This window comes from Pseudochelatococcus sp. B33 (assembly GCF_053570585.1).
Genome location: NZ_JBSEFH010000018.1, coordinates 47,266 through 68,430, shown reverse-complemented (window position 1 = coordinate 68,430; position 21,165 = coordinate 47,266). Strand labels below are relative to the sequence as shown.

Here is a 21,165-nt window from a genome sequence, read left to right as displayed (position 1 = left end):
CGGAGAAATGCTCTATCTCTTTGTTTTTACGCAATTCCGGACGCAAAACCGGTTTCCGCTTTTGCTGGAACTGCTTTAGCGCAAGCTTGACGACATTTTTTATGCGATACATGACATTTAACAAGTGTCTGGGAAAAATTTAATGATTGGCTGGCCATAGATCCCGTGATGGACCGATTTTCAGGGGCCGATCTTCATGATGATGCGAACGTGCAAACGGCCAGCCGACTTGCCGGCACGATGCATCACCGGAAATCCCGCGATTTCACCCGGATCTCGCCAAGATTCTTATGAAAATACTGCTCATGAGGAGCAGTAACGGCCTGCTCCGGCGCAAGGCCCGTGTCACGCGCGCCGACGCTGGCGAACAGCGGCGACAGGTCCGTCAGGCGGTGCACCACGAGGTGCATCACCTCCCCTTCCCGCTGGATGCGTCCCCGCGCGGCGATCATGCGCGCGCCGAGCACGATGGGCCGGTATCGGTCGAGCATCTGCTTCCAGACCACCAGATTGACGATGGCCGTCTCGTCCTCGATGGTCACGAAGACGACGCCCTTGGCCGAGCCCGGACGCTGGCGCACGAGCACGATCCCCGCGACCTCGATGAAGCTGCGGTCGCGGGCGGCGCCTGCCTCGGCGCAGGTCACGATGCGCCGGCGCGCCAGATCCCGCCGCAGGAACGAGACGGGATGACGGCGCAGCGTCAGCCCGACATGGCCGTAGTCCGCGACCACCTCGCCGCCGGCGGTCATGGGGTTGAGCGCGACTGCCGGCTCCACCTGTTCCGCCACGGTGGCCCGTTCGCGTTGCGCGGCGGCCGCAAACAGCGGCAGCGGCTCGTCGCGAAGCCCCCGGAGCGCCCATAGCGCCTCACGCCGCGCGAGGCCGAGCGCGGGGCGGAAGGCGTCCGCTTCCGCCAACGCGACCAGCGCGGCGGTCGAGACGCCCGCCCGCCGCCAGACATCATCGCCCGATACGAACGGCGTATCGGCCCGGCAGGCGACGAGGCGCGCCGCCTCCGCGTTGCCCAGCCCCTTGACCATCCTGAAGCCGAGCCGCACGGCGAGACGGCCATCTTGCGCGTCGCGCGGCTCCAGCGTGCAGTCCCAGCGGGAGGCGTTGACGCAGACGGGGCGCACCTCGACGCCGTGCTCGCGCGCGTCGCGCACGATCTGCGCCGGGGCGTAGAAGCCCATGGGCTGGGCGTTGAGGAGTGCGGCGCAGAACACGTCCGGATGATGGCACTTGACCCAGGCGGAGGCATAGGCGATCAGCGCGAAGCTCGCCGCGTGGCTCTCGGGAAAGCCGTAGCTGCCGAAGCCTTCGAGCTGGCGGAAGATCTTCTGGGCGAATTCGGCGTCGTAGCCGTTCGCCACCATGCCGTCGATCAGCCGCTGGCCGAAGTTCGATATGGTGCCCGTATGCTTGAACGTGGCCATGGCGCGGCGCAACTCATCGGCCTCGCCGGGGGTGAAGCTGGCGCATTCGATGGCCACCCGCATGGCCTGCTCCTGAAACAGCGGCACGCCGTATGTCGTGCCGAGCACGACCTTGAGCTCGGGCTTCGGATAATCGACCTTCTCGATCCCGTCGCGCCGGCGCAGGTAGGGGTGCACCATGCCGCCCTGGATCGGGCCGGGGCGCACGATCGCCACCTGAATGACGAGGTCGTAGAATTTTTCTGGCCTCAGGCGCGGCAGCATGCTCATCTGCGCGCGGCTCTCGATCTGGAACGTGCCGAGCGTATCGGCCTTGCAGATCATGGCATAGGTCGCATCGTCCCCCTGGGGGATGGAGGCGAGGTCGTGCCTCTTTCCCGTTTTCTCCTCGATCAGGTCGAAGGCGCGGCGCATGCATGAGAGCATGCCGAGCGCCAGCACGTCGACCTTCATGAAGCGCAGGATGTCGATGTCGTCCTTGTCCCATTCGATCACCTGCCGGTCTTCCATGGCGGCGGGCTCGATGGGCACGAGGTCGTCCAGCCGGTCGCGGGTGAGCACGAAGCCGCCCGGATGCTGGGAGAGGTGACGGGGCGTGCCAATGAGCCGGCGGGCGAGGTCCAGCGTCAGCCGCAGCCTGCGGTCGGCCATGTTGAGGTTGAGCTGTGCGGCATGCTTCGCCTCGACCTTCTCCGACGTGCCCCAGACCTGCGACGACAGCATCCTGGTCAGGTCTTCCGGCAGGCCGAGCGCCTTGCCGACGTCGCGCAGCGCGCCGCGCGCGCGGTAGCGGATGACGGTGGCGCACAGCGCGGCGCGGTCGCGGCCATAGGTCTCGTAGACCCACTGGATGACCTCCTCGCGCCGCTCGTGCTCGAAATCGACGTCGATGTCCGGCGGCTCCTGCCGCTCCTCCGAGACGAAGCGCTCGAACAGGAGATTGTTGTTGCCGGGATCGATGGCGGTGATGCCGAGTACGTAGCACACCGCCGAATTCGCCGCCGAGCCCCGGCCCTGACACACGATATTCCTTGAGCGCGCGAAGCGGACGATGGCGTTGACCGTCAGGAAATAGGGCGCGTAGTCGAGCTTCTCGATGAGCCGCAACTCGTGTTGGAGGGTGCGGCGCACCTTGTCCGGCACGCCCGAGGGATAGCGGCCCGCCGCCCCCTCCCATGTCAGCTTCTCCAGCGTCTGCTGCGGCGTGAGCTCCGGATGGAGCTTTTCCTCCGGATATTGATAAGCCAGTTCATCGAGCGAGAACGTGCAGGAGCGGGCGATGTCGAGCGTGCGCGCCAGTGCCTCTGGATAGCGGGCGAACAGCCGGTGCATCTCCTGCGGCGGCTTGAGGTAGCGGTCGGCGTGGCGCTCGTGCCGGAAACCGAGATCGTCGATGGTGACGGTGTGCCGGATCGCGGTGACGACATCCTGCAGGATGCGCCGGCCGGGCTCGTGGTAGAGCACGTCGTTGGTGACGACGGTCGCCACCCGCGCCCGCGCCGCCATATTGGACAGTTCCCACAGCCGCAACTGGTCGTTCGGCCGCCGGCGCAGCGTCAGCGCCACGTGGGCGCGGTCGCCGAAGAGGTCGCGCAGCCGGTAGAGGTCGCGCGCGCAGGCGTCATCCGCCGCATCGGGCACCAGGATGGCGATCAGCCCCTCTGTGCAAGCGGCGAGATCGGCCCATGCAAGATGGCAGCGACCCTTGCCGGCCCGCTTCTTGCCGAGCGACAGCAGCCGGCACAGACGCGCATAGGCCGGGCGATCCATGGGATAGACCAGCACCGGCGGGCCGTCAGCAAGATCGAGGCGGCAGCCGACGATCAGGCGCACGCCCGTCACCTTCGCCGCCTGATGCGCCCGCACGATCCCGGCGAGCGAGTTGCGGTCGACGATGCCGAGCGCCTCGATGCCGAGTTCCTGCGCCCGGAGGAACAGCTCCTCGCACGAGGATGCCCCGCGCAGGAAGCTGAAATGGCTCGTCACCTGCAGTTCGGCGTAAGCCGCGCTCATGCGAATATCCCGTGCAGGAACCACCGGTGCGAGCCGGTTTCGGGATCCTCGCCGTCGCCCGTGCGGAAGATCCAGTAGCGCTCGCCGGCCTCGCTCTCGACGCGAAAATAATCCCGCACCGCGGCAAGTTCCGCCTCCCGCTTCCACCATTCGCCGAACACACGCTCCGGCCCGTCGGCGCGCGCGACCCGCCGCCGCACCCCGCGCCAGGCGAACCAGACTGGCGGATGATCGGGCAGCAGCGCCATGGTGTCGATGGGCTCGGGGCGCGCCAGCAGCCGCGGCGGACGCGGCCATTCCCCCGTCCAGTTCCCGCCCGTCGCCGGCGACAGCGGCGCAATGCGCATCACCGAGCGCTCGGGCACGTCGCTGGCGACGGGCGCGAGGCGATAGACCCGGCGCACGCCGACGCGGTTGGCCAGCACGTCGATCAGGCCGGAGATGTCCGGCTCCGCCTCGTCCGCGAGCGAGGCGGCCACCTGCCGGGCCGTGAGCGGCTCGGCGCGGGTGGCGGTCAGTGTCATGGCCTCGATGCCGAAGCCGGGATCGATCGTCTCGATGCGCTCACATAAGAGCCGCGTCAGCCGTCCTGCATCCCGCACCGGCTGCGCCGTGCCGATGCGGATGGCCTGCAGGCCGTTGTCGATGCGCCGGAACAGCAGGTCGAGGCGGCGCGCGCCGAGCCCCCTTGCCTCCAGCCCGGCGCACAGGGCGGCGACGAGCTTGTGCGTATAGCGGGCGATGGTCTCGGGCGCCGCGATCGGCTCGGCGAAGACGCGGGAAACCGCGATGAGATCGGGCGAGCGCACCGGCTCGACGGGCTCGGCCACGCGTCCCAGCGCCTGATCGAGCCGGCGCATGAGATCCGGCCCGAAACGCAGCGCCAGCGGGGCGCGCGGCCGGTCGACGAGGTCTCCGATGCGCTCGAATCCGATCCCGCGCAGATCGCGGACGGTCTGCGGCGCAAGGCGCAGCGCCTCGACCGGCAGGGGGCGCAGCACCCGCTCCGCCCCCTGCGGCGGGACGACCGCCGTCGCCCGGCCGAGAAAGCGGGCGGCGGCGTGGGCCGCACCCCATGTGTCGGCGACGGCCGCCCGCGCCTCGATGCCGGCGGCCGCGAGGCGCTCCACGATAGCCGTCAGCATGGCGGCCTCACCGCTGTGCAGATGGTCGGCCCCCGTCGTGTCGATGACGAGCCCGTCGGGCGGGTCGGACGCGACGATGGGCGAGAAGCGCAGCGCCCACAGCGCCAGCCGTTCGAGCCCCCGCGCATCGGCGCACGGGTCGGCATCCACGACCGCAAGCCCCGGCACCAGCGCCCGCGCCTTCGTCACCGCCATGCCGGCGACGAGCCCAAGGCGCTCCGCCGCCGCATCGAGCGCGGTGACGACGCGCCGCCTGCCCTCGCGGCCCGCTAGGACGAGCGGCCCGTCAGGCCGGGGCGATGCGCCGCCCGCTCGGTCGCCCATTTGGCCGCCCATTTGCCTGCCGAGACGGTCCGTGGGCCATCTCGGCAGGAACAGCGACACGATCCGCGACGAGTTTCCCTTCGGCATCGCAGGCCTCCACTTCGATATCGAAACCTTCGCCGCCGCGGCAGCGCACGAGTTCGAGCCACCAGCGGGAACGCCCGACGCCCGCGACCGGCAACGGCGCCGACGGCAGCACCGAAACGCGCCAGCGGGTGAAGGCGGCGGTCGGCTGTCCGAAGTCCGCCGCATCGGCCGGACGCCGCCAGCGCCGGATGGCGATCCCGGTCGCGCCGGACCGTTCGGCCGCCAACTGCAGCCGCCGCGAGGCGGTCATGGACAGGCGCGAGACCTCCGCCACCACGGCGCCGGGCCCGCCGTGACGCAACCCCTCCTCGAAACAGGCGAGCAGATCCTTCTCCTCGCCGGCCTCGACATGGATCACCCGGTCGGGCGGCAGGCCCGCCTGGGCCAGCGCCGGGGCGAACAGGTCCGGCCGGGTGACGCACCACAGCACCTTGCCCTTCGTGCGCGCCGCGATGCCGGCCGCGAACAGGGCGGCAGCCGCCCCGTCCACGGCCCCGCTGCCGCCGCCCGCCACCTCGTGCAGACACCCGAGCATGAGCCCTCCCCCCGGCAGACGCCGGTCGATCTCGTCCACGCCGAACGGCAGCACCTGCCGCACGCCCCGTCCCGCACCCTCGAACCGCCGGACGCGCTCCCGAAGCTCGGCGATGACCGGATTGGCGGCGGAGGGCGACATGGCGGAAAAGCGCTGGTCTCATGGTCTGGCGGAACACCTTTCCGCCATATGTTCATTATTTGTTCTTAAATGGCCGGCGAGTCAACAGGATTTGCGGGTGGGTGCTTTTGCGGATGCGTGCTTCGGACTCATGCCGAGGGCACGTCTGGGAACCTCGCCTGTCGTTCCGATCCGCACCTGTCGGCTATAGCATCAAGCCGAAAAGTGTGTGCACTTTTCGGAAAAACTTGATGCGTAAACAAATGGATAGAGCGGCGGAACGATTCTGTCCGAATGCCCGCCGCTCTGGCGTAACGCCGGCGCAGGCGGCTATCGCCGCGCGGCGCTCAGTTCCCTGGCGTTGACGATGTTGATCAGTTCGCGCCCTCCGGCCAGCCTGTCCAGATTGTCCATTGCCGCGGTCCAGATGCGGCGGCGCGCATGCTTCGTGGAGCCGCCGCTGTGCGGCGTCAGGATGACGTTCGGCAGCTTGCGGAACGGCGAATCCAGCGGCAGCGGCTCCTGCGTGAAGACGTCGAGCGCCGCGCCGCGCAGCCTGTTGTTCGCGAGGGCTTCGTACAGGGCGGCCTCGTCGACGATGGCGCCGCGGCCGACATTCACGAACAGGGCGGAGGGCTGCATCTTGGCGAGTTCCTTCGCGCCGATCATGCCCTTCGTTTCCTGTGTGAGCGGCACAGCGACGACCAGGATCTCGCTGTCGCGCAGCAGCGTGTCCAGATCGACGAAGCGGATGCCTTGCGGCGTGTCATCCGGCACGGTGCGCGTCGTCACCAGCATCCTGGCGTCGAAGGCGAGCATGCGCGCTGCAAACGCGCGGCCGATGGAGCCATAGCCGATCAGTCCCACCGTGCGGCCCGCAATCTCGTCGTTCTCCCACACCACCGTGTCCGACCAGACGCCGGAGCGCATCGCGTCGAGTTGACCCGGCAGGTCCCTCAGCGCGGCGAGGATCAGCAGGAACATATGCTCCACGACGGCGATGGTGGGCGCGCCCGGCGTGTTCGCCACCGGGATGCCCCTCGCCCCAGCCGCCGCAAGATCGATCCGGTTGATGCCCGCGCCGACCTGCTGCACCAGCCGCAGGCGCTTGCAGACAGACAGCAACTCGTCCGTCACCGCCACCTGGCGCGTGACAAAGGCATCCGCCTCCACCAGCGACCTCCGCAGCGCCCCGGGATCGGAAAGCGGCACGAAGGTAAGATCATGCGTCGTCGCAGGCGCGGTGCCCGGATCGAGAACGCCACCCGCAATCACCGTGACACGCAAAGCCATCCGCCAATTCCTCCCGCGCCCAGCCGATCGTTACCGTTCGCCGTATCATAAGCTCAAAATCCTATTTAATCGATATATGCTTGATCAAATTATGTTTGGATGTATAAAATTGGGTCCGATCCTTGGGAAACCGGCGCGCTGTCCGAGTGCGTCGGATCGAGACGAACAAAGCCGCAGCCTTGATAAGCGGCGACAGGAGGAGTCCGGGAGAATGGTGGATTATATTACCGATGAAGTGAAGGCGATGATCGGACTGGAGTCCGAGTGGGAGGAAGCCTGCGATCCGGTCGAGCAGGGCCAGATCCGGCGCCATATCCAGGCCACCATGGACCGCGACCCGGTTTACTGGGACGAATCCCATGCGGCCTCGACCAAGTTCGGCGGTATCGTCGCGCCCCCTCTCTTTCCGCTCCACGCCCTGCGCGTGCCCGCCAGCGCGCCGGATTCGTTCGACCGCGCTCCGACCGACCCGCATTTCGACGGCTCGGTCCGCGGTGTGATGAAGGGCCTGCCGCCTCTGCCCATCCCGCTCACCCGCGTGCTCAACGGCGGCAATCAGGTCGAGCTCTATCAGCAGGCGAAACCCGGCGAGCGGATCCGCGTGAAGAGCAAGTACATCGACATCTACCAGAAGGAAGGCCGCACCGGCACGATGGTCTTCCTGCTCACGGAGACCCTCTACACGAATGAAAAGGGTGAGCTGCTGCTGAAGGCCATCCAGACGCGCATCATGCGCTGAGCCGGCGAAAAGCCCGTGATACCGAGCCCAATCGAAAGGCCATGTGAATGAGCGATCTGCCGAGCAAAGTGACGATCTACGAAGTGGGCCCCCGCGAAGGGTTCCAGTTCGAGAAGACGTTCATCCCCACGGAAAGGAAGCTGCAACTCGTCAACGCGCTCGCGGAGACCGGCGTTGCCGATATCGAGGTCACTTCTTTCGTCAATCCGAAATGGGTGCCGCAGATGGCGGACGCGGACGAGGTGTCTGCCGGCCTGAAGCCCGTCGAGGGCCTGCGCTATAGCTGCCTATACCTCAACACGCAGGGGCTGGAGCGCGCCGCGGCCACCGGCAAATATTATCTCGACGGCTCGTTGAAACTCGGCTCCAGCCCGGCTTTCATCAAGAAGAACACCAACAAGACCATCGAGGAAACCGCCGCGACCTTCGACGACTGGATCGCGAAATACGAGGCTCTCGGCGTTCCGGTCGAGCAGGCGACGGTGAATGCAGCCTGGGGCTGCAACTATCAGGGCGACATCCCGGCAGACTGGGTGCTCACCCGCATCGCCACGATCGAGAAGAAGCTCGAGGAGCACGGCTACAAGCTGAAGCGGCTGCTGATCTCGGACACGATGGGCTGGGGCAATCCCGTCCAGACCAAGAAGCTGCTCGGCGCCATCCGTGACCGCTGGCCCGATGCGCAACTGAGGATCCATCTGCACGACACGCGCGGCCCCGGCCTGGTCAATGCCTATGCCGCGCTCGAACTCGGCATCTCGCATTTCGATTCCGCCGTCGCCGGGCTCGGCGGCTGCCCCTTCGCCGGCCATTCGGCCGCGGCGGGCAACATCTGCACCGAGGATCTCGTGTTCATGCTGCACGAGATGGGAATCGAGACCGGCATCGATCTGGAGAAGATGATCGAATGCGCGCGTCTTGCCGAAGACGTCGTCGGCCATCCGCTTCCGGGCAAGGTGATGAAGGGCGGCTCGCTGAAGCAGTACCGCCACTAGAGCGCGTTCCGATCAGACGGAATCGGCTGATCGATCAGAATTCGCTCAAAATAAAAAAGTAAGAGCATGTTATCGTTTCCGTGAAATGATGACGTGCTCTGACCCTTCCGGCTTCCGATCCCGGCGCTCCTCCCGGCCGGGCGCCCCTCCCCGCCGCGTCTCGATGCGGCGGGGAATTATTGTTTGCTCGTGACACATTCGAGGGACAGCGGCCTGACCGGGATCAGCAGCGTGACGACCGTCGAGATGGCCGAGATGACCGCGCACATCCAGAAAGCGGCGGCGTAGGATCCGGTGAGATCGACGGACAGGCCGCCGGCATAGGTGCCGAGCGCGCCGCCGACCTGATGCAGCACATAGATCAGGCCGAAGATGGTCGCCAGCGATCCCGCCCCGAAGACGTCGCCGGTGATGTTGGAGGTCAGCGCCACCGCGCCATAGCCGAGAAAGCCGAAGATCGCCGCGAAGAGATAGATCTGCCAGAGCTCCGGCTGCGCGACGATGAGCAGCGTCGCGGCCGAGCGCGCGATATAGAGCACCGCCAGCACGTGCTTGCGGCTCATATAGTCCGACAGCGTGCCGCTCAGGATGTTGCCGAATATGCCGATCGCGCCCATCAGGGCCAGCACGCCGGTGGCGACGAGCTGCGAGTGGCCGAGATGCAGGATCGCCGACGGCAGGTGGAAATAGACCAGGTTCATCAGGAAGCCGTTTCCGAACAGGCTGACGGTGATCAGCCAGAAGGCGGGCGTGACGACGGCCCGTCTGGCGATCTCGAAGACGCCGCTCCCTGCAGGCGTCGCGAGCGGCGTGCCGACGGGGACCGGCGCCGGGGCCGGCATGGGATCGCCATCCGGATGGAGGCCGATATCCTGCGGGTTCGAACGCAGATAGCGCCACATCAGCGGCACGAGAACGAGCATGCTCGCGCCGAGCATCAGCAACGTTTCCCGCCAGCCCACGGCGACGATCGCAGCCCCCGCCGCCGGCATCACGACGAAGGTGCCGACCTTGGAGCCGGACGTGACGATGCCGAGCGCGGTTCCGCGCTTGCGCCGGAACCAGCGCGAGATGAGGGTGGACAGGATGACGAGGTTGACCCCGCTGAAGGCGATCCCCGACATCACGCCCATCAGCAGCATCACCTGCCACATCTCCGTCGCGAAGCCGGTTCCGACATAGGCGAGCCCCATCGCCACCAGCCCCACGTGCATCACGATGGCCGGACCGAAACGGTCCGCGAACACCCCGATGACGGGCTGGGTGAAGCCGGAAAGCAGCGTCGCGAGCGCGAACACCAGCGACACGGAAGTGACGCTCGCATTCAGGTCCTGGGTGAGGCCGGGGACGAAAAGACCAAGGGTGAAGCGCGCGCCGAAGACGACGGTCATGACCATGAAGGCCAGGCCGACGATGAGCCAACCGCGATAGAGACCGCGCACCTGTATCCTCCAAATACCGGGCCTCCGGAGACGGCCACTGCGCCGATGGTCTCCCGGTCAGGTTGCCGCGCTGGAATGCTGTCCGATCAGACGGAACCGTCTGATCGATTAGAATTCGCTCAAAACAGGGAAGTGAGAGGGTTTCGCCGTTTCCGTGACGGTGAAACCCGCTAACGTTGCGGTTGACGCAGATCCCTTCGGTTGATCACATTGATCAGCTCGCGCCCGTCGGCGAGCCGATCGAGATTGTCGCGCATCTGCGCCCAGATCCGGTCCCGCGACTGTCGCGAGGCGCCTGCGCTGTGGGGCGTCACGACGACGCCCGCCATCCGACGCAGCGGCGAGTCCGCCGGCACCGGTTCGCGCGCGAAGGCGTCCAGCGCGCCGCGCAGACGCCCGGTCCCCAGGGCCTCGATCAGCGCCGGCTCGTCGACGATCGCGCCGCGCGCGATGTTCACGAACAGCGCGCCGGGCTTCATCATCGCGAGTTCCGCCGGACCGAGCAGGCCGCGCGTCGAGGGGTTGAGGCCGGCCGCGACGACGAGGATGTCGCTGCGCCGCAGCAGCGTCGGCAGATCCACGAAAGCGATGCCGGCAGGCGCCTCGGCCGGAACCGTCCGCGTGTGGACGATCGTCTCCGCCTTGAAGGCGACGAGGCGGCGCGCGAGGTCCGATCCGATCGAGCCGAAGCCCAGGATCCCCACGGTTTTTCCGCCGATCTCCTCGCCTTCCCAGACCTCGGCGCCGGACCAGCCGCCAGTCCGCATGGCGTTCACCTGATCGCTGAAGCCGCGCAGCGCCGCGAGGATGATGAGGAACGTGTGCTCCACGACGGCGTTGTTCGGCGCATCCGGCGTGTTCGCCACGCTGATCCCGAGCGCCGACGCCGCCATGAGGTCGATGCGGTCGGTGCCGACGCCGACCTGCTGCACCAGACGCACGTTGGCAATCCGCTTCAGGAATTCGGCCGGCGCGTTGACGCGTCGCGACACCAGCGCGTCCGACCGGGCAAGGGCAGCCGCCAGCGCCTCGATATCGTCGTGCGGCACGAAGGCGATGTCATGCTTCATCTTCGGCGTGTATTCTGGCTCGAGGAAGCCGTCCGTTGCAATCACCACGCGCATGGGCACCCCTGCCTGACGAAATGAAGGTTGGTCGCTGACGGCATGCCGGTGTCCTCAACCGGCCTTCCGCCGCTCTTCGGCCGTTCTATGCACCGGCACGACGAGCGCGTCGAGCGCGATGGCGCCCTGCCCTTCCGGCAGCACCGACAGAGGGTTGATGTCGAGGCTCGCGATCTCGTCCGCGGCATCGACCGCCAGACGCGACACCGCCACCAGCGCATCGACCAGCGCGCCCTCGTCCGCCTTCGGACTGCCGCGGAAGCCGGCAAGCAGCCTGGAGAGCCCCCGCACCTCGCCGATCATCTCGCGCGCCTCGCGGCGGTTGACCGGGCAGACGCGCCACGTCACCGCCTCCAGCGCCTCGGCGAGCACTCCGCCGAGGCCGAGCATCAGCACGGGGCCGAACTGCTCGTCGCGCGAGACGCCGACGATCAGCTCGATGCCGCCGGAGGCCATCTTCTGCACCAGCACGCCCTCTGTGCGCGCCTTCGGATCATAGGCCGCGACCGACTGCATCATGGCGTCATAGGCTTCAGCGAGCGCCTTCGCGTCGGCGATGCCGAGGCGCACACCGCCGGCTTCTGTCTTGTGCGGAATCTGTTCCGACACGATCTTCAGCGCGACCGGATAGCCGATGAGATCGGCGGCGCGCAGCGCCTCGGCACGGTCGGCGCAGAACCTGTCGCCCACGCCCCCGACGCCATAGGCCGCCAGCGCCTGCTTGCTCTGGCGCTCGTTGAGGGTCGCAGCTGCGGATTCCCGCACCAGCGCCCGGACCGTCTCGATATCCTGCCTGAGCGGCGCGACCTTCGACGCCTTCTCGGCGAGCCATTGGTCGCGGGTGTGGTGATAGGCGACCAGCCTGCGCCCGGCCTTGGCCGCCCCGCCCGGCGTGTAGAACAGCGGCACGTCCGACTGCCGCAGCCTGGCGAGCGCGTCGTAGTCGCGGTTCTGCGCGGTGCTGCTCTCGGCCCAGATGAACAGGATCGGCTTGTCGGTCTTCTGCGTCGCCGCCATCACGATATCGGCCTGGTTGGCGAGGCCGACGCTGTTGATGATGATGAGGTCCTGCTGCTGCTCCTCGGCGAGCAGGATGTCGAGAATCGTCGCGAATTCCGGCCCGTTTCCGAACTGCGTCAGGTCGGCCGGGTTGGCCGCCGAGCCGCGCTCGCCCATGATGGCGAGCAGCTTGTCGCGGGTCGCGTCGGAGAGCACCGGCACCTCCAGCCCCTCCCCGGCGCACCTGTCGGCCAGGAAAGAGCCCATGCCGCCCGATTCCGAGATGGCGCCGACACGCTTTCCCTTCGGCACTTTCCGGTCGCGAAACATGGCCGCCGTCTCGATCAGCTCATCATAGTCGTCGACGCGGATGACGCCCTTCTGGCGGAACAGCGCATCCTGCACGTCGTCCGAACCGGTCATCGCTGCCGTGTGGCTCGCGGCCCCGCGCGCGCCGGCCTCGGTGCGGCCGATCTTGAGGAGCACGATCGGCTTGCCGGCCTCGAGCGCCTGCTCGGCGACATCGATGAAGCGCGGGCCGTCCTTGAAGCTCTCGACCACGGCCATGATCGCGCACACCTCGGGGTCGCGCAGCATGTATTCGATGAAATCGGTGGATTCGAGGTCGGCCTCGTTACCGGTCGCGATCATGTAGCGGAAGCCGATGCCCCGGTCGAGCGCCATGCCCATCAGCGGCCGGTAGGCCGTCGCGCCGCTCTGCGAGACGAGCGCCACGCGCGGGTCGAGGTCCTTCATCTGCGGCGCGATGCGGCTTGACGGCGTCGTCCAGCTGTTGCCGGCGACATTGGCGAAGCCGAGGCAGTTCGGGCCGCACAGACGGGTGCCGTACTGGCGCGCGATCGCGCGCAGCTCGGCCTGCCGGGCGCGCCCTTCGTCGGTCGCGAGCTCGGCGAAGCCGGCCGACACGATCAGCGCCGACTTCGCGCCCCGCTCGGCGACGCTCCGGAAAGTGGCCACGACGTCCGCCGACGGCACGACGATCGTCGCCAGATCGACGGGCTCGGGCAGATCGGCCGGCGAACGGAAAGCGGGAATGCCGAGCACCTCGCTGCGGTTCGGATTGACCGGATAGAGCGTCGCCGTGCTCCCGGTGTTCAGGAGGTTGGTGAACAGGCGGCCGCCATACCCGGGTTTTTCGGTGGCCCCGACGACGGCGATCGAGCGCGGGTTGAACATGGCATCGATCGAACGCAGCCGCGCCTGCGGGTCATTCGCAATCGTCAACGTTACCTCTCCCTCTCCAGTCATTGTTTTTGAGGACCCGGTTCATCAGGCGCGATTGGGCCGGGCCGGTTCCCCGGCGGCGGGGGTGCGCATTCTCCTGATCAGGGTGCGGATCAGCGGCAGCGTCACGATGATCAGCAGAACCGCCATGAGCGTGCCCGAGATCGGCCGCAGGAAGAAGATCGACACGTCGCCCTGGGAGATCATCAGCGATTGGCGCAGCGCGGTCTCGAAGCCGTTGCCGAGCACCAGCGCCAGCACGAGCGGCGCGGCCGGATACTCGAGCTTCTTCATGAAATAGCCGAGTATGCTGAACACCAGAAGCACCCACAGATCGAACATGCTGGCGCTGACGCTGTAGACGCCGACGATGGCAAAGATGATGATCAGCGGCCCCAGCAAGGTGAAGGGGATGCGCAGCGCCGAGACGAAGACCGGCACGAAAAGGATGTTCAGAACGAGCAGCATGCCGTTGCCGATGTACATCGACGCGATCAGGCCCCATACGAATTCCGGCTGGGAGGCGAACAGGAACGGTCCCGGCTGAATGTTGAACAGCGTCATCGCGCCGAGCATCACCGCGGTGGTGGCCGATCCCGGAATGCCGAGCGTCAGCATCGGGATCATCGAGCCGCCGGTCGAGCCGTTGTCGGCAGCGCCCGGGCCCGCCACCGCGGCGATCTCGCCGGTGCCGAACCGTTCCGGATGCTTGGCGAACTTGCGCTCCGCCACATAGGAAAGCAGCGACGCGACCGCTCCCCCGGCGCCCGGCAGCAGCCCGACGACGAAGCCGATGACGGAGCCGCGGCCGATCGCCGGCGCGCTTTCCTTCAGGTCCTGCCTGGTGACTACCATATCCCTGAGCTTGGTGCCGATCACCCGGTAGCTGTCCATCCTCTCGAGGGTGACGAGAACCTCGGCGATGCCGAACATGCCGACCGCGATGGGCAGGAACTTCACGCCGTCGGCGAGCTGGAGATAGCCGAAGGTGAAGCGCTGGTATCCGGTGATCATGTCGAAACCGATCAGCGACAGCATCAGGCCGAGGCAGGCCATCAGGTAGCCCTTGACCTTGTTGTCGCCCATCAGCCCCGAGGTTGCGGCAAGCCCCAGCAGCATCAGCGTGAAATATTCCGGCGGCCCGAAGCTCAGGGCCCAGCGGGCGATCGGCGGCGCGGCGATGGTCAGCATGATCACGCTGAAGGTGCCGGCGATGAAGGAACCGATCGCGGAGATGGTCAGCGCCGGCCCCGCGCGGCCCTTCTTCGCCATTTCATAGCCGTCGATACAGGTGGGAATGTTCGACGCCTCGCCCGGTATGCCGACGAGCACGGAGGTGATCGAACCGCCGAACATCGTGCCGTAGTAGACGCCGGCCATCAGGATCATCGCCGTGACCGGATCCATGCCGTATGCGAAGGGCAGGAGCATCGCGATGCCGGCCACCGGTCCGATCCCCGGCAGCGCGCCGATCAGCGTTCCGGCCGTCACGCCGAGGGTGACGAACAGCAGGTTCGTCAGTGTGAAGGCGACCGAGAAACCGGTCGCGAGATTGCTCAGAAGATCCACGGCGCGACCTCCTGGAACTGGCGGCCGAGCAGGCCGATCGGCAACGATATGCGAAGCCAGGTGCCGAAGACGATGTGGAGGAACAGCCCGACGCCGACGGCGACCGGCAGCACGATGATCAGCCTGCGCATGCCGAGCAGGTAGCTGACGCCCGCCAGGAAGGCGATGGTCGACAGCGTGAAGCCGATCAGCCCGACGAAGATCAGGAACAGCAGGAAGCCGCCGAGCACGATGCCGATCCGCCGCCAGCCACTCCTGTCGGGCCATTCGACATCCGCGGGCGCGGATCCGGATGCGGATGCGCGGATGGTCAGCAGGCCGCCCAGCACGACCACGCCGAGCGACACCCAGAAGGGCAGGAAGCCCGGTCCCGGCGCGCCGCGATTGACGTAGAAATAGTCCATCTTGAACAAGGACTGCCAGAGAATGACGGCTCCGAGCCCCGTCAAAAGAGCGGGCAGGATAATATGCGCGCGTTGCACGTGATCCCCCTTTTATACCTTCGCCTGTTCTGCGCCGGTCTGGCGCCTGTCTCGGCGTGGTCGGATTGGAAATCGGCCGGGCGCTGTCGCCGCCCGCCGGTTTCTGCGGGTTTATTTGATGATGCCGAGGCTCCTGTAGAGGCGCTCGATCGTGTTCATGGTCTCGGCCACGAAGGCGGTGAATTCCGCCGGGCCGAGATACTTGCTCTGGCTGCCGGACTTCTCGACATAGGCGCGCCATTCGGCGTTCTCGCCGAGCTTCCTGAACAGCTCTCCGTACCAGTCGATCTCCTCCTGCCTGAGGCCGGCGGGGCCGAACCAGCCGCGCGCGAGATTGAGCACCACGTCGTAGCCGAGTTCGCGCAGGGTGGGCACGTCGGGCACCTGCGGGTTGCGCCCGGCGTCATAGACGGCAAGCGCCCGCATCTCGCCCGAATTGATCAGATCCACCGCATTGGAGAGCTGCCGCGCGCCGATCTGCACCTGGCCGCCGAGCACCGCCGCCTGCACTTCGGCGCCGCTCGCGAACGGGATCTGGTTGAACTCGACGCCCGCCGCCGCGCCCAGCGTGTTCGCCACGACGCTGTCCCAGCCGGAGCCGCCCGCGCCCGCCATCGTTATCGAGCGAGGCGTCTTCTTCAGCGTCTCGACCACCTCGGTCAGCGACTTGAAGGGCGAGTTCGCGGCCACGATCACCACCGACGAGTCGAGCGTGCTGAGGGCGAGCGGGGTCAGATCGTTGAGCGGGTGGACCGGCGACTCGCCGATGACGGTCTGCAGCAGCAGGGCGCCGCCGCCGGGCATGAAGACGTAGGGATCGCCCTTGCGCTCGGCGACCAGCGCCGTGCCGATGAGGCCGCTGGCGCCCGGACGATGATCGAGCACCATCGGCTGCGGCGAGTAGCCGGCTTCGGCCGAGATCTTCGAAACCGCGTCGGAGATCTGCGACGGGCCGCCCCCCGCCCCCCAGGGCACCAGTATGGTGATCGGCTTGTTCGGGAAGGCCTCCTGCGCGAAGCTCCCCCCGGCCCTCAGCCCCTCGCCGGCCACAACCCCTGCGACCAGCGATCCCTTCAAGACGGTCCGCCGACTGACCGCAAGCTTCGCTCCAGACAACCCATCGTGGCGATGATGCCCGCTCATTGCATCCTCCCTGCAATTCTGGCGTCTTGTCGTTGGAGGAGGGCCTTTCCGGGCGGCCCCGGAAAGGCCCGCCCCGAGATCACTTCACAATGCCGATCTTCTTGTAGGTCGTCTCGATCGTCTTGAGGTTGCTGGCTATCAAGTCCGTCCAGCCCTGCGGGTCGAGATACTTGTTGATGATGCCCGACCGCGTGCAGAAGTCGTCCCAGGTCTTGGAGTCGCTGATCTTCCGGAAGAACTCCGCATACCACTGGAGCTCCTCGGGCTTGATGCCGGCGGGGGAGAGCCAGCCGCGCGGCAGGTTCAGCACGGCGTCGTAGCCGAGTTCGCGCATGGTCGGCACGTCGGGCAGGGTCGGATTGCGTTCGGCGTCGAAGATGACCAACGCCTTCGCCTGCCCTGCTTCGAGCAGGTCGCGCGCGTCGGAGAGCTGGCGCGTGCCGACGTCGACCTGGCCGCCGAGAATGGCGGCCTGCACGTCGCCGCCGCCGCCGAACGGGATCTGGTTGAATTCCACGCCGGCGCCCGCGCCGATCACGGTCTCGAGCATGCCGTCCCAACTGCCCGGCCCGCCGCCCGCGCCGGCCATCGTCACCGACCTCGGTTGCTTCTTCAGCTTCTCGAAGACGTCGGCCATTGTGTTGAAGGGCGATTCGGCGCGGGTGAACACGATCGAGGAATCGAGCGCGTTCATGGCGAGCGGCGTCAGGTCGTTCAGCGGATGCACCGGCGAGTCGCCGACGACCACCTGCGGCAGCAGCGCGGCGCCGCCGGGCATGAAGACATAGGGGTCGCCCTTGCGTTCGGCGACGAGCGCGGTGCCGATCAGGCCGCTGGCGCCGGGACGATGGTCGAGCACGATCGGCTGCGGCGACAGGCCGAGTTCCGACGAGATCTTGCTGACGATGTCCGAAACGGTCGAGGCGCCGCCGCCCACGCCCCACGGCACGAGGCACTCGATCGGCTTGCTGGGGAACGCGCGCTGGGCCCGCGCCGCGCCCGAACCGAGTGCCAGCCCGGCGGCGCCCGCCATCACGCCCATAAAGCCACGACGGTCTATCTTTGTGTTTTCCATTGGTTTCTCTCCCTCAGCTTCTGGCTCTCCGGCCATTTGGTCGCCGCGGAACGGGTCGTCCGGCAGGGGACTTGCCGCAGCCTTATCTAGCTTGCGGATTTTATACATCACAAATATGATCTATACAACTCATAATGATTAGATTTAATCCGCATGTCTGCACCGGGAGGCGGATCACCGCCGCTTCTTGTCGATGAACGCCTGCTGCGCCTCGATGCGCTCCTTGCTCTGGTGCAGGAGCTTGCGGCATTCGGCGAGATACTGCTCGGCCTGGGTGTGGCCAGCGAGATCGAGCAGGAAAGCGATCGCCCGCTTGGTATAGGTCATCGCCAGCGCCGGCTGCGGCGCGAGCTGCTCGGCGAGTGCGTTCACGGCCTTGTCGAGTTCGTCATCGTCCTCGACCACCCTGTATATCAGGCCCCAGCGCTCGGCCTGCTCGCCCGAGACCCAGTCGCCGGTCAGCAGCATGCCGAGCGAGCGGGCGCGGCCGATGGTGAAGACCGGCAGTCCCGGCAGCGTGCCCGCCTGCACCTCACGGATGGAAAAGCGCGCCGCCTTGGTGGCGATGGTGATGTCGCAGCATTCGATGGCGATGGCAGCACCGCCACCCGCCGCCGGACCATGGACGCGCCCGATCACCGGCTTGGCGAGTTGGCGCAGGCGTGTGCGGGCTTCGAGGTTGAGCTGTCCGTAAAGGGCGCCTTCCTGCGGCGTCGCCTTCGTCGATTCCTTGAAGTCGCGGCCGGCGCAGAAAGCCGGGCCATTGCCGGCGATGATGACGACGCGGATGTCGTCGTCCGCCTCGATGCGGTCCAGCGCATGCAGAAGCTCGGTGAAAAAGCGGATCGTCAGTGCATTGCGCTGTTCCGGCCGGTTGAAGGTCACCTTCGCGATCGGCCCCTCGACCGCGAACAGGATCGTCTGATAGCCGCCTTCGATATCCGCGCCCGCGGCATGCGTGTTGGAGTCGTTCATGGTTTCCTCGCCTGCATGGTTTCCTCGCCTGATAGGCCCGGCGCTCCCGGGTCTGTGTTCAACTGTCGCCGATGTGTGGCGGAAGGTCCTGGCGGTCCGCCACGGCAAGCCAAAATACTCTACGAAGTTTCTCTTTCGATAAAAATATGTAAAATTAGATACAATTTGATTCGGGGTGTCAACCCGGCAAACCGGCAAGAACCGCCATATGTTTTGCGCACAATCGCATGAGGATCGCCTTGGCCCCTTTTTCAACCCCTCATATTTGATATAGAATTCGCTTGTTGTATCTAATAATGTGACGTCATTCCCGTCGCACGAGGGAGAGATCATGACGACCAATCGATTGAAGTGGCTCGGACATTCCGGGTGGCAACTGACGACTTCCACGGGAAAGGTGCTGTTCATCGATCCCTGGCTCACGCAGAACCCGCTCGCACCTGTCAAGATCGAGGATCTGCCCCCTGCCGGGTTCATCCTCCTCTCGCACGATCACAGCGACCACGCGGGCGATGCGGTCGCGGTCGCCAGACAGACCGGAGCGACGCTTGTCGGCCAGCCCGAGACCGTCACCTCCTACAAGGAGCAAGGCGCGCCCGACGTCCTGGCGATGAACACCGGCGGCTCCGTCGATCTCGACGGCGTCACCGCCACCATGGTCGATGCCTACCACAGCAGCGCCACCGGCTGCCCCACGGGCTACATCCTGACGCTGGAGGACGGCAAGGTTCTCTATCATGCCGGCGACACGGCTCTCCACGCCAACATGGCCATCTGGGGCGATCTGTTTGACATCGACCTCGCCCTCGTGCCGATCGGCGACCGTTTCACCATGGGCGGCCGTCAGGCCGCCCGCGCCCTGAAGCTGCTGAAGGCGAAGGCGGCGCTGCCCATGCACTACCGGACCTTCCCGCTGCTGGCCCAGAACGCGGACGAATTCGTCAGCTTCGCGGCAAAGGACGCCCCCGGCGCCAGGATCCACGTCATCGATCCGGGAGACGAGGTGTCGTTCTAAACCTGCATGAAAGCCGACACGCGTCAGGTGGGGGCCGGCCGATTGACACTCTGGTCAAATTGGATATAATCCGATTATAAAATATCATATGGGATTAAATTAGATACATGTGCGGTTCAGTTGCTACCCTCAAGGAGACCGGAGCGGATTCCGCTTCATCCGTCGACCCCGGAGCCGAGTCGTCGGAGGCTGTCCCCGCTCCATCGTCCCGGGGGTTGAACCTGAAAATCACCGGCATCGAGACCTTCATCGTCGATTGCTATCGCACGAACTGGGTTTTCGTCGAGATCCACACCAACCAGGGCATCGTCGGCGTCGGTGAAGGCAGCATCGAATACCGCGAACCGACAGTGTGCCAGGCCATCGACGAGCTGTCGCGCATTCTGCTCGGAGCGGATCCGTTCAACATCGAGGGCCTGCATCTTCTGATGCAGCGCGAGAGCTACTGGTGGTCGGGCCCGATCCTGTCGACCGCGATCAGCGCGGTCGAGCTCGCGCTCTGGGACATCAAGGGCAAGGCGCTCGGCGTGCCGGTCTATCAGCTTCTCGGCGGCAAGGTGCGCGATCGCATCAACGTCTACGCCAACAGCTGGTTCGCCGGCGCGAGGTCGATCGAGCAATTCGCCGAGAAGGCGGCCGCCACCGTTGCCCAGGGGTTCACCGGCTTGAAGTGGGACCCCTTCGGCCAGGCCTACCTGACCATGACCACGGCGCAGATCAACGCGTCCGTTGCCAACGTCGTCGCGGTGCGCGAGGCGGTCGGTCCGGATATCGATCTCTATGTCGAGGGCCATGGCCGCTTCAACGTGGCGACCGCGATCGAGGTCGGGCGCGCACTCGGGGGGCTCGGCATCAGGTGGTTCGAGGAGCCGACGGTGCCGACGCGGGCGGCCCCGATCGCCGAGGTCCGCCGCTCGGTGCCGATACCGATCGCCATCGGCGAGCGGAGCTATTCGCGCTTCGACTGCGCCGACCTGATCGCCGCCGGCGCCGTCGACGTGCTCCAGCCCGACATCTGCCATGTCTCCGGCCTGCTCGAAATGAAGCGTATCGCGGCCATCGCCGATTCGAGCCTCCTTCCCGTCGCCCCGCACAACGCCAACGGCGCGGTCTGCCACGCGGCGGGCCTGCACTTCGCCGCCTCGTGCAACAATTTCATGGTGCTAGAGACCTTCGTCATCGACGTGCCCTGGCGGCGCGAGATCACGACCGAGGACTGGACCTTCGTGGACGGCTGCTTTGTGGTGCCGGAAACGCCGGGCCTCGGCGTCGAGCTGCGGAAGGAAGCCTTCGCCAAGTATCCGTACAAGGTCCATAACCTGCGCCATTTCACCGGCAAGCTGACGGACATCCGCCCGCCGGATTCATGCCGCTGGTTCTGAGCCGGCAGGCACACGGATCGATCA

16 protein-coding genes are annotated in these 21,165 nt (G+C 66.5%); 4 read left to right on the top strand and 12 right to left on the bottom strand.

The annotated features are described in order from the left end of the window. Positions 1-245 precede the first annotated feature (245 nt). The 4 genes from ACUSIJ_RS19540 to ACUSIJ_RS19525 all read right to left on the bottom strand — a co-directional run bounded on the left by ACUSIJ_RS19540 (position 246) and on the right by ACUSIJ_RS19525 (position 6,956). Complete coding sequence (locus tag ACUSIJ_RS19540; protein ID WP_449310086.1) at positions 246-3,452, bottom strand: error-prone DNA polymerase; 3,207 nt, start codon at positions 3,450-3,452, stop codon at positions 246-248. After that, positions 3,449-4,933 carry a Y-family DNA polymerase gene (locus tag ACUSIJ_RS19535; RefSeq protein WP_449310162.1) on the bottom strand — a complete coding sequence of 495 codons (1,485 nt, stop codon included), beginning with the start codon at positions 4,931-4,933 and terminating at the stop codon, positions 3,449-3,451. The genes ACUSIJ_RS19540 and ACUSIJ_RS19535 overlap by 4 nt, the downstream gene beginning before the upstream one ends. Next, positions 4,884-5,684: an ImuA family protein gene (locus tag ACUSIJ_RS19530; RefSeq protein WP_449310085.1), complete on the bottom strand. Its 801-nt coding sequence runs from the start codon at positions 5,682-5,684 to the stop codon at positions 4,884-4,886. The genes ACUSIJ_RS19535 and ACUSIJ_RS19530 overlap by 50 nt, the downstream gene beginning before the upstream one ends. A gap of 309 nt (positions 5,685-5,993) precedes the next feature. Continuing rightward, entirely contained in the window at positions 5,994-6,956 is a 963-nt protein-coding gene (locus ACUSIJ_RS19525; RefSeq protein ID WP_449310084.1) for an NAD(P)-dependent oxidoreductase, read from the bottom strand. A gap of 211 nt (positions 6,957-7,167) precedes the next feature. Between ACUSIJ_RS19525 and ACUSIJ_RS19520 the strand changes: the two genes are divergently transcribed. Next, the gene (locus ACUSIJ_RS19520; RefSeq protein ID WP_449310083.1) at positions 7,168-7,695 is read left to right on the top strand and encodes an FAS1-like dehydratase domain-containing protein; all 528 of its coding nucleotides are present in this window, start codon (positions 7,168-7,170) and stop codon (positions 7,693-7,695) included. Between the two features lie 47 nt (positions 7,696-7,742). After that, entirely contained in the window at positions 7,743-8,690 is a 948-nt protein-coding gene (locus ACUSIJ_RS19515; RefSeq protein ID WP_449310082.1) for a hydroxymethylglutaryl-CoA lyase, read from the top strand. A 176-nt stretch (positions 8,691-8,866) separates the two neighbouring features. On the opposite strand, the gene ACUSIJ_RS19510 is transcribed toward ACUSIJ_RS19515, so the two are convergent. From ACUSIJ_RS19510 to ACUSIJ_RS19475, 8 genes are all read right to left on the bottom strand, one after another. Beyond that, positions 8,867-10,132 (bottom strand): MFS transporter, encoded by a 1,266-nt coding sequence (locus ACUSIJ_RS19510; RefSeq protein WP_449310081.1) that lies wholly within the window; start codon positions 10,130-10,132, stop codon positions 8,867-8,869. 170 nt (positions 10,133-10,302) lie between these two features. Beyond that, on the bottom strand, positions 10,303-11,256 hold the full coding sequence (locus ACUSIJ_RS19505; protein WP_449310080.1) for a 2-hydroxyacid dehydrogenase: 954 nt from the start codon (positions 11,254-11,256) through the stop codon (positions 10,303-10,305). 54 nt (positions 11,257-11,310) lie between these two features. Beyond that, a complete protein-coding gene (locus ACUSIJ_RS19500; protein WP_449310079.1) occupies positions 11,311-13,500 on the bottom strand; it encodes an acetate--CoA ligase family protein in 2,190 nt (729 codons plus the stop codon). 45 nt (positions 13,501-13,545) lie between these two features. Beyond that, complete coding sequence (locus tag ACUSIJ_RS19495) at positions 13,546-15,069, bottom strand: tripartite tricarboxylate transporter permease (protein ID WP_449310078.1); 1,524 nt, start codon at positions 15,067-15,069, stop codon at positions 13,546-13,548. Then, on the bottom strand, positions 15,057-15,551 hold the full coding sequence (locus ACUSIJ_RS19490; RefSeq protein ID WP_449310077.1) for a tripartite tricarboxylate transporter TctB family protein: 495 nt from the start codon (positions 15,549-15,551) through the stop codon (positions 15,057-15,059). Before ACUSIJ_RS19490 ends, ACUSIJ_RS19495 begins: the two co-directional genes overlap by 13 nt. 111 nt (positions 15,552-15,662) lie before the next feature. Beyond that, positions 15,663-16,694 carry a Bug family tripartite tricarboxylate transporter substrate binding protein gene (locus ACUSIJ_RS19485; RefSeq protein WP_449310076.1) on the bottom strand — a complete coding sequence of 344 codons (1,032 nt, stop codon included), beginning with the start codon at positions 16,692-16,694 and terminating at the stop codon, positions 15,663-15,665. A 79-nt stretch (positions 16,695-16,773) separates the two neighbouring features. Beyond that, positions 16,774-17,769, bottom strand: coding sequence for a Bug family tripartite tricarboxylate transporter substrate binding protein (locus tag ACUSIJ_RS19480; protein WP_449310075.1), 996 nt, complete (start codon positions 17,767-17,769; stop codon positions 16,774-16,776). 174 nt (positions 17,770-17,943) lie between these two features. Further along, positions 17,944-18,744, bottom strand: a complete 801-nt coding sequence (locus ACUSIJ_RS19475; protein ID WP_449310074.1) for an enoyl-CoA hydratase/isomerase family protein — start codon at positions 18,742-18,744, stop codon at positions 17,944-17,946. Between the two features lie 331 nt (positions 18,745-19,075). Between ACUSIJ_RS19475 and ACUSIJ_RS19470 the strand changes: the two genes are divergently transcribed. After that, entirely contained in the window at positions 19,076-19,759 is a 684-nt protein-coding gene (locus ACUSIJ_RS19470) for a metal-dependent hydrolase (protein WP_449310073.1), read from the top strand. Positions 19,760-19,866: 107 nt separating this feature from the next. Next, complete coding sequence (locus tag ACUSIJ_RS19465; RefSeq protein WP_449310072.1) at positions 19,867-21,141, top strand: mandelate racemase/muconate lactonizing enzyme family protein; 1,275 nt, start codon at positions 19,867-19,869, stop codon at positions 21,139-21,141. Positions 21,142-21,165 lie beyond the last annotated feature (24 nt).

Coding starts and splice junctions, on each gene's coding strand:
- ACUSIJ_RS19475 (WP_449310074.1), bottom strand. CDS start 18,744: ATGAACGACTCCAACACGCATGCCGCGGGCGCGGATATCGAAGGCGGC.
- ACUSIJ_RS19485 (WP_449310076.1), bottom strand. CDS start 16,694: ATGAGCGGGCATCATCGCCACGATGGGTTGTCTGGAGCGAAGCTTGCG.
- ACUSIJ_RS19465 (WP_449310072.1), top strand. CDS start 19,867: ATGTGCGGTTCAGTTGCTACCCTCAAGGAGACCGGAGCGGATTCCGCT.
- ACUSIJ_RS19480 (WP_449310075.1), bottom strand. CDS start 17,769: ATGGAAAACACAAAGATAGACCGTCGTGGCTTTATGGGCGTGATGGCG.
- ACUSIJ_RS19530 (WP_449310085.1), bottom strand. CDS start 5,684: ATGTCGCCCTCCGCCGCCAATCCGGTCATCGCCGAGCTTCGGGAGCGC.
- ACUSIJ_RS19515 (WP_449310082.1), top strand. CDS start 7,743: ATGAGCGATCTGCCGAGCAAAGTGACGATCTACGAAGTGGGCCCCCGC.
- ACUSIJ_RS19470 (WP_449310073.1), top strand. CDS start 19,076: ATGACGACCAATCGATTGAAGTGGCTCGGACATTCCGGGTGGCAACTG.
- ACUSIJ_RS19505 (WP_449310080.1), bottom strand. CDS start 11,256: ATGCGCGTGGTGATTGCAACGGACGGCTTCCTCGAGCCAGAATACACG.
- ACUSIJ_RS19525 (WP_449310084.1), bottom strand. CDS start 6,956: ATGGCTTTGCGTGTCACGGTGATTGCGGGTGGCGTTCTCGATCCGGGC.
- ACUSIJ_RS19520 (WP_449310083.1), top strand. CDS start 7,168: ATGGTGGATTATATTACCGATGAAGTGAAGGCGATGATCGGACTGGAG.
- ACUSIJ_RS19540 (WP_449310086.1), bottom strand. CDS start 3,452: ATGAGCGCGGCTTACGCCGAACTGCAGGTGACGAGCCATTTCAGCTTC.
- ACUSIJ_RS19535 (WP_449310162.1), bottom strand. CDS start 4,933: ATGGGCGGCCAAATGGGCGACCGAGCGGGCGGCGCATCGCCCCGGCCT.